The 14,228-nt window shown below is 45.8% G+C and carries 15 protein-coding genes; 1 reads left to right on the plus strand and 14 read right to left on the minus strand.

Features of this window, described 5'->3' with window-relative positions; translation table 11 throughout:
- Nucleotides 1-162 precede the first annotated feature (162 nt).
- From ACFQ0C_RS18370 to ACFQ0C_RS18410, 9 genes are all read right to left on the minus strand, one after another.
- Nucleotides 163-1,308, minus strand: coding sequence for an FtsW/RodA/SpoVE family cell cycle protein (locus ACFQ0C_RS18370; RefSeq protein WP_379368478.1), 1,146 nt, complete (start codon nt 1,306-1,308; stop codon nt 163-165).
- A 7-nt stretch (nt 1,309-1,315) separates the two neighbouring features.
- Nucleotides 1,316-2,110 (minus strand): septum site-determining protein MinD, encoded by a 795-nt coding sequence (minD, locus tag ACFQ0C_RS18375; protein WP_258211218.1) that lies wholly within the window; start codon nt 2,108-2,110, stop codon nt 1,316-1,318.
- Between the two features lie 19 nt (nt 2,111-2,129).
- Nucleotides 2,130-2,780 carry a septum site-determining protein MinC gene (gene minC, locus ACFQ0C_RS18380; protein WP_258211219.1) on the minus strand — a complete coding sequence of 217 codons (651 nt, stop codon included), beginning with the start codon at nt 2,778-2,780 and terminating at the stop codon, nt 2,130-2,132.
- 69 nt (nt 2,781-2,849) lie between these two features.
- Nucleotides 2,850-3,374, minus strand: coding sequence for a rod shape-determining protein MreD (mreD, locus tag ACFQ0C_RS18385; protein ID WP_258211220.1), 525 nt, complete (start codon nt 3,372-3,374; stop codon nt 2,850-2,852).
- A 7-nt stretch (nt 3,375-3,381) separates the two neighbouring features.
- The gene (gene mreC / locus ACFQ0C_RS18390; RefSeq protein ID WP_258211221.1) at nt 3,382-4,242 is read right to left on the minus strand and encodes a rod shape-determining protein MreC; all 861 of its coding nucleotides are present in this window, start codon (nt 4,240-4,242) and stop codon (nt 3,382-3,384) included.
- Nucleotides 4,243-4,274: 32 nt separating this feature from the next.
- Entirely contained in the window at nt 4,275-5,309 is a 1,035-nt protein-coding gene (locus ACFQ0C_RS18395) for a rod shape-determining protein (protein WP_258211222.1), read from the minus strand.
- A 268-nt stretch (nt 5,310-5,577) separates the two neighbouring features.
- Nucleotides 5,578-6,267: a RadC family protein gene (gene radC / locus ACFQ0C_RS18400; RefSeq protein ID WP_258211223.1), complete on the minus strand. Its 690-nt coding sequence runs from the start codon at nt 6,265-6,267 to the stop codon at nt 5,578-5,580.
- A gap of 58 nt (nt 6,268-6,325) precedes the next feature.
- The gene (locus tag ACFQ0C_RS18405; RefSeq protein WP_379368479.1) at nt 6,326-6,931 is read right to left on the minus strand and encodes a Maf family protein; all 606 of its coding nucleotides are present in this window, start codon (nt 6,929-6,931) and stop codon (nt 6,326-6,328) included.
- A 66-nt stretch (nt 6,932-6,997) separates the two neighbouring features.
- Complete coding sequence (locus ACFQ0C_RS18410; RefSeq protein ID WP_258211225.1) at nt 6,998-7,240, minus strand: DUF4321 domain-containing protein; 243 nt, start codon at nt 7,238-7,240, stop codon at nt 6,998-7,000.
- Nucleotides 7,241-7,494: 254 nt separating this feature from the next.
- Here ACFQ0C_RS18410 and ACFQ0C_RS18415 point away from each other — a divergent pair, with 254 nt between their 5' ends.
- Nucleotides 7,495-8,814: an N-acetylmuramoyl-L-alanine amidase gene (locus tag ACFQ0C_RS18415; RefSeq protein ID WP_379368480.1), complete on the plus strand. Its 1,320-nt coding sequence runs from the start codon at nt 7,495-7,497 to the stop codon at nt 8,812-8,814.
- A gap of 70 nt (nt 8,815-8,884) precedes the next feature.
- Here ACFQ0C_RS18415 and ACFQ0C_RS18420 read toward each other — a convergent pair whose 3' ends face one another.
- The 5 genes from ACFQ0C_RS18420 to ACFQ0C_RS18440 all read right to left on the minus strand — a co-directional run bounded on the left by ACFQ0C_RS18420 (nt 8,885) and on the right by ACFQ0C_RS18440 (nt 14,227).
- Nucleotides 8,885-10,255 carry an SPOR domain-containing protein gene (locus ACFQ0C_RS18420; protein WP_379368481.1) on the minus strand — a complete coding sequence of 457 codons (1,371 nt, stop codon included), beginning with the start codon at nt 10,253-10,255 and terminating at the stop codon, nt 8,885-8,887.
- Nucleotides 10,256-10,362: 107 nt separating this feature from the next.
- Nucleotides 10,363-10,869 (minus strand): ferritin, encoded by a 507-nt coding sequence (locus tag ACFQ0C_RS18425; RefSeq protein ID WP_379368482.1) that lies wholly within the window; start codon nt 10,867-10,869, stop codon nt 10,363-10,365.
- A 146-nt stretch (nt 10,870-11,015) separates the two neighbouring features.
- On the minus strand, nt 11,016-11,240 hold the full coding sequence (locus tag ACFQ0C_RS18430) for a DUF1450 domain-containing protein (protein ID WP_258211229.1): 225 nt from the start codon (nt 11,238-11,240) through the stop codon (nt 11,016-11,018).
- A 208-nt stretch (nt 11,241-11,448) separates the two neighbouring features.
- Nucleotides 11,449-12,834: a UDP-N-acetylmuramate--L-alanine ligase gene (gene murC, locus ACFQ0C_RS18435; protein ID WP_379368483.1), complete on the minus strand. Its 1,386-nt coding sequence runs from the start codon at nt 12,832-12,834 to the stop codon at nt 11,449-11,451.
- A 7-nt stretch (nt 12,835-12,841) separates the two neighbouring features.
- Complete coding sequence (locus ACFQ0C_RS18440; RefSeq protein ID WP_379368484.1) at nt 12,842-14,227, minus strand: bifunctional folylpolyglutamate synthase/dihydrofolate synthase; 1,386 nt, start codon at nt 14,225-14,227, stop codon at nt 12,842-12,844.
- Nucleotide 14,228 lies beyond the last annotated feature (1 nt).

The raw sequence follows: 14,228 nt of genomic DNA on the forward strand, positions 1-14,228 counted from the left end.
GTGAATATAACAAAAGAGCTTTATGCGTCTGCAAGAATACATAAAATATCCCCACAAAGTGGGGTCTTGCTTCGAAGTTGATTCAGATACTTTGCGGGGAGCCCCGAAACATATAAATTATATATGAAAAAAAGCACTCCGAAGAGTGCTTTCCTTAACGTTTTAATATATCGGATTTTTTTCCTGATGCACACGGATGCTCATGACCAGACCAATGCTCATCATATTAATTAACAGCGATGTTCCACCGTAACTGATATAGGGTAATGTAATGCCTGTCAGCGGCATAATTCCAATCAGCATACCTACGTTTTCAAATATTTGAAATACAAACATCGAGACAACACCAATAATGATATATGAACCCGCCTTGTCGTTGCATTGAATGGAAATAAGAATCATCCGGTAAATCAGTACAAAATACAGCAGCAGCAAGATCGAGGAACCGACAAAACCAAACTCCTCCGCCAACACTACAAATATGGAATCCGAATAAGCATAGGGTATGAAGTTACGGTGAACCGAGGTCCCTTTCAAATAACTCTCCCCGGTAAGCCCCCCGGAACCGATAGCTTTAATTGAATTGTCGACTTGGAACTTTTGATCCTTGGTAGCACTCTCCGGGTTAACAAACGTATCGATACGAGCCACCCAGTGTGATTTGCCTTTTTCCGTAAAATAAGTCTTGATGGGTTCATGATAATGAGTGAATAAATACATAAATAAAACAAGAGCGGCTACAGCTAGCAATAGACCGATTAAAAAATGCAAATACTTCACATTTCCAATCCACAGCATACCTATCAGAATCACTATAAAAATAATAGCATTTCCTAAATCCGGCTGTATCAGCACTAGAACAAATGGAATAAGCACGATTACGCCTACCGGAAGGACATCCGTCAGAAACGTTAACGATTCCCCCTGCTTTCTCGCCAAAAAGGCAGCAAGTGCAATGATCAGCACCAGCTTCATAAGCTCAGCCGGCTGAAAATCCAAGCCTCCCGGGAGAGGGAACCAGCTTTTTGCACCATTCTTCTCCAAACCAAACTTGTAAACAGCAGCAAGCAAAGCTAAACCCGTTATATAAAAATAGGGAGATACCTTGACCAATACCCTGAAATCAACAAAGGTTACACCTATAAAGGCGAGAATTGAAATGATATAGATAGTAATTGTTTTTTTCAGATCAAAATCAATGTTTGGGTCATCTAATGTTGCACTGTAAACAAGCAGGGTGCTAATTACCATAAAGGCTATCAGAATCGCGACAATTAAAAGATCAATATTTTTAAATTTATGCAGCAACGCGCGCTCATCCTATCCCGATAAACTTCTTCAATTTACGCAGCATGCCCGGCTTCTCTTCCAATGGCATTAAAGGGACATTATCACCAAGCATACGGCGTGCTATATTCCGGTACGCAATAGCTGCGCGAGAGTTTGGATTCATGACCGTCGGTTCTCCGATATTCGCCGCTTTTATAACATATTCATCGTCCGGTACGATTCCAAGTAAATCAATAGCGAGAACGGAGCATATTTCATCGATATCGAGCATATCGCCATTCTTCACCATATTGGCCCGAATGCGGTTAATAATCAGCTTAGGAGAGCGAATACCCGCTCCCTCCAGCAGACCGATGATTCGATCAGCGTCACGTACTGCAGCATTTTCCGGTGTCGTTACTACTATAGCTTTATCCGCCCCGGCTACAGCGTTTTTAAAGCCCTGCTCGATACCTGCCGGACAATCAATGATTACGAATTCAAAATCTTTTTTCAGATCAAGAATAATCTCACGAACCGCGTCCGGAGAGATTGCATCCTTGTCTTTTGTTTGAGCAGCTGGCAGCATGTAGAGCTCGTCAAACCGTTTGTCTTTAACTAATGCCTGAGGCAATCTGCAGCGACCTTCAGCAACATCAATTAAATCATAAATAATCCGGTTTTCCAGACCCATCACAACATCCAGATTACGCAAGCCGATATCTGTATCCACCATACAAACCTTTTTACCCTGAAGCGCCAATGCTGTCCCGATATTTGCCGAAGTGGTTGTTTTACCCACTCCGCCTTTTCCCGAGGTGATAACAATTGCCTCTCCCATCGTGCTCAACTCCTTCGCATTACTGCATCAAGTCTAATTTATGCAAATGGTGAATCTTATCTATTTCCATTTTACCGTCTTTTATATATGCAAATTCCATAAATGCCTCGTTGATTCCCCACTCATCCGGAGGTCGACTAATAATCGATGCGATCCTAAGCTGCGTTGGCCTTAAATGGGAAGCAGCAATAACCGCCGATTCATCCCCATCTACACCTGCATGAGCCATTCCACGTAGGGAGCCCATCACATAAATGCTGCCTGAGCTAATAATCTCTCCACCCGGATTGATATCACCCAGAAATAAGATATTGCCTTCTTTTAACATCGTTTGCCCTGATCGAACCATGCCTTTTACCAGCTTAATATCCGTCATGCTCGCAACAAGCGCCGAGGGGGCTACCGCTAACGATTCGATGGATTGGATAAGCAGATTCCCTTTTTGCCCGATGATATCACGAATCAATTCTTTTTCCTCATCCGAAACAAGACGGGATCCCAGCTTTACATAGACGTGAATTATCGGACCCGTTAAAATTTTTTGATGAGTCTTCTCCAGCTTGTGCTTCAGCTCTTGAATGACTTCCGCAAACTCACAAGTGTCATCCAGCAAAAATACAAGACCGTCTTTGACACCTTTTATCATCACATGATGCTTTACCGCCGTCATACACGTTCCAACCCCCCAGCCTATACAATTCGGCTTTTTTGCGCTTATTTCCTGCATAACCCATGAAAATTATTCATCTGCCGCGGACTGACTGTTCTGCATGCTCTCAAACAGCTTTCTTACCGGAACATACACAAGCAATGCGAACAGAAGATTGATCAGCATGCTGGGAAGCATTTGGTGGAAAAAAGCCCACTGGAGATCTAAATGCGTAATCTGAAACAAACGGTAAAGTCCAAAAATAATGCCTTCAAAAAACAGATTGCCTAACGCAATAACCAGCATGCTTACAACAATACTCGAATAAAGGCGGCGATGTGTCAACCCAGCCAAATATCCGGTTAAGCCCATTGCAAACGATACAGGACCAAGCATGGGCGAATAATACAAAATATCCTGTAAAAATCCGAAAATAAGTCCATACATTAATGCCGAATGGCGATTAACAAATAACCCGATATAAAGCACAATAACCATAATGAAATGAGGAGCTACATAAACTTTGGATTGCCATACGCTTGGAATCATCCATTGCAGCAATGTACCTTCCAATATAAACAGAACGGCTAGAATCAACCACAGCCAATTGCGCATCACATCCTCACCCCTGCTCCGGAACGATAACTACAAAGACTTCACGGAGATGATCAAAAGAAGCAAATGGCTCTATTACCGCTTCATGGGATATTCCGAAATTGCCAGGCTCTCTGGAGATTACTTTACCGATTTCAATCCCTCTTGGAAAAACCTGCCCCAAACCGGAGGTTATTACGACATCGCCGATCTCCATCTTATCATTGGGGTCAATCTTGGTCATAATCAGCTTCTGTTTTTCCTTATTGTAGCTCTCCAGCATGCCGAAAGTTTCATTCTCCCTGCCTTTGACCGTAACCGAAATAGCCTTCGATTCATTGTTTGTATCATCTATGCCCTTCAACAGCTGAACATTGGAATAAAAAGATGAAACCTGCTTAACACGGCCTACCAATCCTTCGACGGACATGACAGCCATATTAGGCTTGATGCCGTCTTTCTCTCCCAGATTGATACGAACCGTGTTATTGAGCAAATCAGGGTTAAGAGCTACGACCTCAGCTATTCGGAATGTGTAAAGGCCTGCCTGCTTTTGGCGCTCAGTGAACCCAAGCTCTTCCTTCAATCGCTTGTTTTGCTGCTCCAAATCATTCAGCTTGGTTGTATCCCTTGCATACCTGGTCAAGGTTTGTTTCAACACCTTATTTTCTTCAAAAATGACATGCAATTTCCCAATATCCTCAAAGAAACCCGCTATGTAGCCAGCGGGCTTATAAAACAATCCTTGTGTCCAGGAGACGGTATCGGTTATAAATTTTTCAGGCCACGTCATTCGTTCACGCTTCCCTAGCGTCAAGCCCATAAGAGCAATGAAGCAAATGAAGCCCAGCAGCAATATGAGTAACCTCTTGTTTCCAAATAATTTCAAAGCTACCACCTTCTAACCTTTACCTCTTATATTTAACGTCTGGATTTACTGGCAGGTCCCGATTTCATTCTAAATAAATGGATGTTTTCCAGCGCACGCCCGGTGCCGATCGCTACACAATCAAGCGGATTCTCGGCAACAAGCACCGGCATTCCCGTTTCGCGGGAAAGAAGCTTGTCCAAATTCCGAAGCAGACCCCCGCCGCCAGTGAGCACGATGCCACGGTCCATAATATCAGCAGCCAACTCAGGAGGACATTTCTCCAAAGTAACCTTTACAGCCTCGACGATGCTGCTGACCGTATCGGATAATGCATCCGTAATCTCATCGGAAGTAATGGACATCGTCTTCGGCAGGCCGCTCACTAAATCACGACCGCGAATTTCATACCGTACAGGTGGATCCATCTGTAAAGCAGAGCCAATTTCCATCTTGATCTGCTCGGATGTACGTTCACCAATCATTAAATTGTATGTACGTTTGATATATTGAGTAATAGCTTCATCCATTTCATCGCCCGCTACACGGATCGAACGGCTTGTAACAATCCCGCCTAACGAGATAACCGCTACTTCCGTCGTCCCGCCTCCGATGTCGACAACCATACTCCCTGTCGGTTCCCATACGGGTAAGTCAGCGCCAATCGCAGCAGCGAACGGTTCCTCAATCGTAAAGGCATCACGAGCTCCCGCTTGTCTGGTCGCATCTTCCACTGCGCGTTTCTCAACTGCAGTAATACCGGATGGAACACAGACCATTACACTTGGATGGCGTTGAAATAACCAGCGCTGCTTTTGAGCTTGGCGGATAAAATACTTGATCATTGTGGAAGTAGTGTCGAAATCAGCAATGACGCCATCCTTCATAGGGCGGATTGCGCGGATATTGCCGGGAGTTCGACCTATCATTTTTTTCGCCGCTTCCCCAACAGCTTCTATGGTTTTGGTATCGGTACGGATCGCCACAACAGACGGTTCTCTGACCACGATGCCTTTTCCCTTTACATATACTAATGTGTTCGCTGTACCCAGGTCAATTCCCAGATCTTTTGTAAACCCACCTAACATGATTGGTACTCCCTTCCTTATGGCTCTATATTCATCGATTAAATTTGATTGCGTTTGTTTGAATAAGGAAGTTCACGAGCGCCCTATAGGAGTGAGTTTAAAAAGCCCGCTTTCATAACCGATAAGTTCAAGTTTTCGTAGAAAACTCATTTCGTAAGCAGTTGAGGAAGGAGAAACGGAGCTACAAGCTTCTTTAGCCGTCCTGAGAGGACTTTTTAAACAATGACTATAATGGTTTTGGGAACTTGATTCCTTATCTTCTATTATATTACATCAAACCTTGCTCCTTCAAACTGACGAACCGCTGATCGCCTATCACGATATGATCCAGCACATCGATACCGACAATGTCACCGGCTTCAACAAGCCGCTTTGTCATTTGAATGTCTTCAGAGCTAGGGGTCGGATCGCCGCTAGGGTGGTTATGCGCACAAATAATCGAAGCACTGCTTCGTTTAATAGCTGCACGGAATACTTCCCTAGGGTGAACAATAGAGGCATTCAAGCTGCCCATAGAGAGCGTTTCCTGACCGATGACGTGATTTTTGGTATTTAAAAACAAGCAAACAAAATGCTCTTTCTGCAAATAACGCAGCTCTTCCATAAGCAAATCTGCAGCATCTTTAGGTGACCTAACCGTAATGGTATCCTTCATGGCGGTACGTGCCAGACGACGGCCCAGCTCAATTCCAGCCTGAACTTGCAAGCCCTTCGCTTTGCCAATTCCTTTGATCTCGGTCAGCTGCTCCAAGCTCATATCAACCAGACTGCGCAATCCGCCGGATTGACTCAGCATGCGCTGCGCCAAATGGACCGCTGATTCCTGGTATGTTCCGGTCCGCAGCAAAATTGCCAGCAGTTCCGCGTTGCTTAATGCTTGAGCCCCATACTGCATCATGCGTTCTCTTGGTCGTTCGTCGTTTGGGACATCGTGCAATGTTAAATTGCTCGATTCCATTCATTCCCCTCTTTCAATTTAAAGTGTGTGTGAACTCACATTATAGCACGATAGCCTGCTAAAGAACAGCGATGCCAAGACGCTTTAATAAATCGCTCAACAGTGACATTGGCAGTCCGACCACATTAAAATAATCTCCCTCAATCCTCTCAACAATCGTTGCGCCCAGTCCTTGTATAGCATAAGAACCCGCTTTATCCATTGGTTCTCCAGTTAGGATATACCGCTCTATTTGTTCATCAGATAAAGGCTTCATGTAAACAGATGTAACCTGGTGATCAACAAGCTGCATTCCCGAGGACAAGTCCAGACAGGCAACGCCGCTGAATACTTGATGTTCTCTGCCTTGTAAAGCATTCAGCATTCGGGAAGCATCCCGACTATCCTTTGGCTTACCTAAAACTTGTCCGTCAAGCACAACAATGGTGTCCGATCCGATGACAACACATTCCTTGGAAAGCTCACTCTTATACATTTCGCAAACGGCTGCGGCTTTACGACCGGACAACTGTTCGACAATTTCAGCCGGTGTCAAGCCTGGTTCCGTATCCTCATTTACATCGCTAACCCGAATTTCATATGGAAGCTGTAAAGTACGGATTAATTCCTGCCTCCGTGGTGATGATGACGCCAAGATCAACTTTCTTTCAACAATAATCGACATATATAGACTCCTTGTCACGAATAGTTTACATTAGAACTAGCCCATTTATGTGGGGATTTGGAAAAATTATAGCTTACGATAAATCCAGAACGCTCCAATCAGCCCAAGAATGCTAATCAAGTTTAGCTTCAGCTGGAAATGCATGTCGTATTTAAGTACCAGCAGATCCGCCTTGGGATCCCAGGAAAGCTCTACCGATTTGGTTAGAAAGGCGAGCGCAGGCACAGAAGCCAGCAATTGGCCCACTAGCGAACCTGCTACCAACCCTATAATAAGCAATAAAATGAACGTAAAAGTATTTTTCTTCACGAGCTACCATTCCTTTTTCGGGAGATAAGTATGAGTCTAAATTCAATTAAGGAGGGATAATCAAGCTTATTATAGCACAACATTTACCGAATGTTACCTGATTACACATGTACAGGAAGCCTGTAAAATAAATGTTGAATGTTAAGCTTTCTCGTGTAAATTTTAGTACAATTTGAGCTTTCCTTCGGAACGCTCTGCTACTGCTTACGAAGTAAGTTTCGTTATCGCGAAACTCTCAGGAGGGACAACCGCTTATGCGTCGGCCTTATGCTATCATGATGCTTATACTTACTTGCTTACTTGCTTCTCCATCCTCGTCATGGGCTATGAAAATAGTAGTCGATGCCGGACACGGAGGATCGGATCCTGGCGCAATTGGCGTGAATGGCTTGTATGAAAAAACCGTTAATCTTGACATTTCCCTGAAGCTTAGAGATATTCTAACACAAAAAGGTTATGAAGTTGTGATGACAAGAGACGACGATACTTTCCTATCACTTAAGGAACGCGTAGAATTCACGAATGGACAGCAAGCCGATTTATTCGTATCGGTTCACGCCAATTCCTACACTCCCAAAAGCCGTGGAGCTATGGTCCTTTATTATGACAATCGCTACCCGCAGGAAAGTTATCCAGCCAGTGATGAGATGGCAGAGCTTTCGGAGGACAGCAAGCAATTCGCCCAACAAGTGCTGGACAAGTTCGTAGAATCCGTAGACGTGGAAAACCTCGGCTTGCTTCCAAGCTCCGTATATGTAGTTCGAATGGGCACAGTGCCAAGCATCCTGGTAGAGACCGCTTTTCTGTCAAACAAGCAGGATGCAGCTATGCTCGCAAACGATAAGATACGAACTCAAATGGCGCAGGCGATCGGTCAAGGAATTGAAGCTTATATGCCGCCTACAGCTCAGTCCATTGTATTTCCTGACACGCGCGGACATTGGGCACGCGAAGCCATACTGCGCATGAAAGAGCAGGGAATCGTGGACGGCGTCGGTAAGCAGTTTCAACCGAACCGCGAGATGACTCGAGCGGAGTGGGTGACCTTACTGGACCGTGTATTCGACTTGTCGAAGGTCCAGCCGGCGGTTGCTGCAGCCGCATCTGGAAGCGGCTGCTCTACAGCAGGCTCCGGCGGAACGGTCGCCGGAGCGGTTTATGCCGGGGCTTGCGCCAAGCCAGCAGCCCCCGTCTCGTTCAAGGACGCAGCGTCAGGCCATTGGGCCGCTGCGGTCTTGAACAAAGCCGTCAGCGCCGGTCTGCTGAACGGCTACGCGGACGGGACGCTGCGTCCCGATCAGCCCGTAACACGGGCTGAGGTCGCGGCAACGTTCGCGCGGCTCGCGCTGCCGCAGGCACAAGCTGCGCCGGCAGCCAAGGAGCCGGCGTTTAAGGATGTGCCGTCCAGCGCCTGGTCGGCCAAGGCGGTCTACAGCCTGAAGCAAGCAGGCTGGATCGACGGCATTACGGCGGACAGCTTTGCGCCGGACCGCCGAATGACCCGTGCCGAAGCGGCCGTACTGCTTGACCGCTTCGTGCAAAGCACCAAAAAAACGCCGAACCGTCAGCCATAGGCTGTGCCGGTTCGGCGTTTTTTTCTATATACCATAAAAATCAGATGCCGCTGGCAAAATAGCCCGTCGGTTACTGCGCCGATACCAGTTTGCGAAGCTCCTTTTGCGCAAGCACGTACTGCATCATCGCATTCTGCGTCTGCCACATATAGGACTGGCTTGGATTCTTTTTATACTCATCCAATGAAGCAACGGCCGTGTTCATGGCATTGCTCATCTTTTGAACGGAAGCCCTCGCTTCATCTGCCAGTCCTTCATTCGCACCGGCAGCCAACCCCGTCCACGTTTGATGGGCGGTTTTAATTGATTGCAAAGCTGCTGCATCAAGCGCAGCCGGCTGTGCTTGAGTCAAATGTGTCAAAGTAAGCGGAGTCAGCGTCTGCAGAAGCTTATCACCCTGAGACAAATAAACCGATAAACCCTCTGACGGCTTCGCGCTCCATTTTATTTTCGTCAGTGCAGGCAGTTCTATGCTCTTGATGATGACATCCGTTTTCTTCTGCTGGAACTGCTGCGCCAAGCCTAAAGCTTCATCACGAGTCATGGACATTCCAACATAAACCGGGAATTTATCACCCGAGTCACTCACAGCTGCTAGTCCTTTCTTTTTCAATTCCGCTTGAGCAGTATCTGCAGCTTGTGGTGTGCTGAAAACTCCACTTTGGAGGAAGGCTATCGTTTTGCCTGGAATATTGACCGCCGTAACAACCGGGGACCCACTCGTGACCGGAGCCATTACCGGTGCAGCCGCCTGCCCTGTGTTCGCTGAGCTGCTCACTGGCAATTTGGTTACAGCAGTCCCGTTAGTTTGCGTACTGGCAACTGTCGACCCTGCTGCTCCAGCAGGAGGAGATGTATTCCCTCCCTTGGGGCTCTGAGTATCCTGAGAAAACATCGATAAAACAAAAAAGCCGAAGGCGATACCAGTAACAACTGCGCCTGCAACAGATGCAGCTACTTTAAGCCACGAAGAACCGGAAGATTGGCTCACGTACACCGTTTCCTCAGGGACATACCACCGGTGATCTCTTATGGGCTCATACTCCGACTCATCATCACGTCTAACGTTTCTATTATTCTGATTATCCATATAACCGGTTTCGGGATGATACTCGACCTTTGCAGATTCACGTATCAATTTCTCCACCCGTTGTGTTTCTGTATCAAAGGAGCTTTGCCATCCGCCAAAGTCATTCGTATATTGATTTAACGGCTGGGCGTCAATAAACGTTTCAGATCTGGAATTGTGTAGACGAGATGATGGCGGTGTCGCAACAGATTCCATCTCTACAGAAGTTTGCTCTGCGTCCACATCTTCGCTGCGAATTACTGTATATTCTTCGTTATGCAATGGAATTACCTTGGGCTGCTCTTTTACAACGCGTCCAGAGTTTTTATGTTTTCCATTCTCAAATCGAAAGGTCATTTTGGCATTATTCATTTCTACTTCTCTCCTCTTGTCCAATTTTCGTATTACTAGACTATGAGAGAGACAAAAAAAATAGAACAACCTTAGATGATAAGGTCGTTCCATGTATGAGAGAAATGTTAAGGAGCTGGCGACGTAAATACACGTTGGGAAAACTCAGCGTCAAGCATAAAAAATGCGTTACTGTCCGTGTCGATCCGCTTCAGCTTGTTGATAATGCTGTCAAACATCGCTTCTTCCTCAACCTGCTCGTCGATAAACCACTTCAAGAAATTAATTGTGGCATGCTCACGTTCATTCATTGCCAAATCCGACAGATCATAAAAACGTTGTGTAACGAGCTGCTCATGTTCGAATGCGTGTTGGAACACATCCAGCATGGATTTGTATTCATTATTCGGATTTTCCATTCCCATAATAAATGCCCGTCTTCCACGGTCATTCAAAAATTTATATATTTTCATTGCATGGAACCGTTCTTCTTCGGCTTGTACAATATAAAAATTAGCAAATCCATCCAAGCTTTCTGCTGAACAGTAAGCGGCCATTGCCAGGTATACTTGGGCGGAGTAGAACTCAAAATTTAGTTGATCATTCAGCGCTTTACTTAAAGCATCGTTTAGCAAAAGAGCACACACCTTCCGTTTATTTTCGCGTAATTCCCCAGAAGTACAGTACGGGGGACACAATTAGTATACCTAAAATTGGGGAGAGAATCCATAAAATATTCCAACTCATCCTCCAAACGACCTTTCTGGCGAGTCGTATTCATCTAGCCGATCAACTGCTTTAATTCCTTAAGAAGCTTGCCCGGTGACGATGCTTTAATAACATCCTTCTTGCCAAGCCTGACAAAGCACTCTTTAGAGCAAAGCTTGCAATTGCCCAAGCAGTCGCGCTTCTTTTGTTTTATATCAGGAAATTTTTTCTTTAACTTCTTATATACAGCCTCGGAACCCTGCTTAAAGTTTCGGCAGCAATAGTTGATCTTTTTCATGAAGGATCCCTCTCTCCATCAGCGTTCAATGAAAATGATAATCGTTATCATAATTTATGTCAACGGAGAAATAATATGCATTTAATCTATTTAGCATTTATGGCAAAAAAATATCCCAGTCCACACTCTAAATTCAGTGCAAGCCGGGATATTTTCATTTATGTTAAGGGATTGTTATGCTTTTATTCAATCAAGATATCAACACGAATTACTTTGCTTCTGCCTGCTCCTGCAAGGCTCGTGCTAATCCGTCAGCAGCCTTCCAGATATCGCCCGCTCCCATCGTCAGCACCAAATCGCCGCTCCTCACATGCTCCATCAAATATGCCTGTACTTCTTCTTTTGTAGGAATGTACTTGACGTTAGGGTTGCTGTTCTCACGAATTAGTTCCACCAGCTTGGCAGATGTGATGCCTTCGATTTGTTTTTCACCCGCCGGTGAGTAGATATCCGTTATGATAACCTCATCCGCTTCAGAAAAAGCCCGGCTGAACTGCTCGAATAAGAAATAGGTGCGAGTATATCGCTGGGGCTGAAACACTGCCGTAATTTTTTTACCTGTCGCTTTAGCAGCGCTGATAGTCGCTACAATCTCGGTCGGATGGTGAGCGTAATCATCTATAACCAGGATGCCTTCGACTTCTCCCAATACTTGAAAGCGCCTTTTAGCTCCCCGGAAATCTGTAATTGCATCAGCGACCTGCTCAAATGTCAGCCCCGCCTCCATGCACGCTATCAAGGTTGCCAAAGCGTTATATACATTATGTTTGCCCGGCACTGACAGCTGGATCATCCCGAGAATGTTGCCCTGATGCTCCACCTGAAAGCTAACCTTGCGGTCGCCCAGCTCAATGCTGCGGGCTATATAATCGGCATCGTTGTCTATGCCGTAAGTAATTACTTCACTTGCAATATGAGGAATCATCTCGCGTAAAAAAGCATCGTCATTGCAGACAACCGCTTTGCCTTCCTCTTTGACCTGACTTAAAAATTGAGCATAAGCTTTTTTCAAATTTTCGAAGTCGCCATTATAATTTTCCAAATGATCCGCTTCGATGTTGTTGACCAAAGCAACAAGTGGGTGATATTGCAGGAAGGAGCCATCGCTTTCATCTGCTTCGGCTACAACCCAATCCCCTTTGCCGGCTTTGGCGTTGCTGCCTACATTCATGATTTCGCCACCAATAATATAGGTCGGATCTTGACTGCACTCCTCCAGAACCAAAGCAATCATGGAGGACGTTGTCGTCTTTCCATGCGCACCAGCAACTGCAATGCCTTTCTTGGCATTCATAAGGCGCGCCAACATTTGTGAACGGTGAAGAATTGGAATTTTCAATTCCTCGGCAGCTGCCATCTCCACGTTATCCTTGGATAACGCAGTCGAATAAACAACCACATCCGCGCCATTCACATGATGTGCTTCATGTCCAATAAACACTTGCGCTCCTTTGGCAGCGAGCTTTTCTGTTAACTCCTGCCGCGCTAAGTCAGACCCCGAAATTTGGTAGCCCATTTCCAGCATTACTTTGGCAATAGCACTCATACCATACCCGCCAATGCCGATAAAATGGATGTGCTCAGATGTATTCACGCCGCTCTCACCAGCCTTTTTCAGAATCAGTTTGATGTAGGATCCAGGAACGAACATCCCCAATCAAATATAAGGTACCGGAAACGACAGCCAGGTCGTCTTGCCCGATTAAGCTATTCAACCGAACGAGCGCTGTCTTCCAGTCAGGTTCAACTATCACATCCACATCGGAGCGGCCCAGCTCCTTCAAAAGTGTTTCAGCCAGATCGGCAAGACGTGAAGCTTCTTCCTTTTTATGCCAATTGGGTTCAGTCAGGATGAGTGTATCCACCAATGGTAGTATATGCCGCAAATATCCGGAATGATTCTTTGTTGAGAGCATTCCCATCATAAAATGTAGCTTGTTATAGTGGTATGTGTCCCTTAATGCCTGGGCAAGCGCCGCTCCACCTTCAGGATTGTGTGCTCCGTCTATAAGAATACGGGGACTATGCGACACCATCTCCAGTCGTCCGGCCCATTTTGTTTCTTTCATTGCTTGCAGAAGTACCTCATCCTCGACAATCAATGCATAGAACTGCCTCAGCAGTTCTATCGCCATTAATGCTACCGACGCGTTCGTAAGCTGATGCTTACCATTTAGCGAGATGCCCAGACCTGTCATATTCCGGTAGGGACCGAAGAAATCAAAGGTTTGGTCGTTTTCCAACGAAGACAAGCTTTCAAAATGAAAATTCCGGTTCATTAAATACAGCGTGCTGTTTTTGGCTTTGGCCGTTTGCTCAATCACATCGATAACTTCCGGTTGGGACACCGCGCTCACAACAGGTACGCCTGATTTGATAATCCCGGCTTTTTCACCTGCGACCTTCTCGAGTGTATCTCCCAAAACATCCATATGATCATGACCTACATTCGTAATAACGGTCAAAATTGGGGAAACAATGTTCGTGGAATCCAGTCTTCCCCCTAAACCCGTTTCCCAAACCACATAGTCAGGACAAGAGATTCGGGCAAAATATTCAATCGCCGCAGCCGTAGACACTTCAAACATAGTTGGCTGCCCTAGCTCGGAAGCTGCGATTTCATCAACGATCGGCTTTAGCTTATTAACTACGCTCAGCAAATCGTCATCCGCAATATTTTGACCGTTATACCGGATGCGGTCCGCATACTTCTCGATGTAAGGAGAGGTGAAAGTTCCAACACCATAACCGCTTTGCTTAAGCACTTCCGTCAAGTAGGCACACACAGATCCCTTGCCGTTCGTGCCTGCAACATGAATGAACTTCAAGCGGCGCTCCGGGTTGCCGAGCAGCTCCATCAGTTTCTCCATCCGCTTCAATCCAGGTCTTACTCCGAATTTAACGAGATTGACAATCCAATCGACCGCGTCCGCCGCGCTTTGAAAAGAGACATTGGACTTCACATTCGGTTCATTGGTTCCGCTCATC

It is taken from the genome of Paenibacillus sp. GCM10027630, from assembly GCF_042676305.1.
GTDB lineage: Bacteria > Bacillota > Bacilli > Paenibacillales > NBRC-103111 > Paenibacillus_S.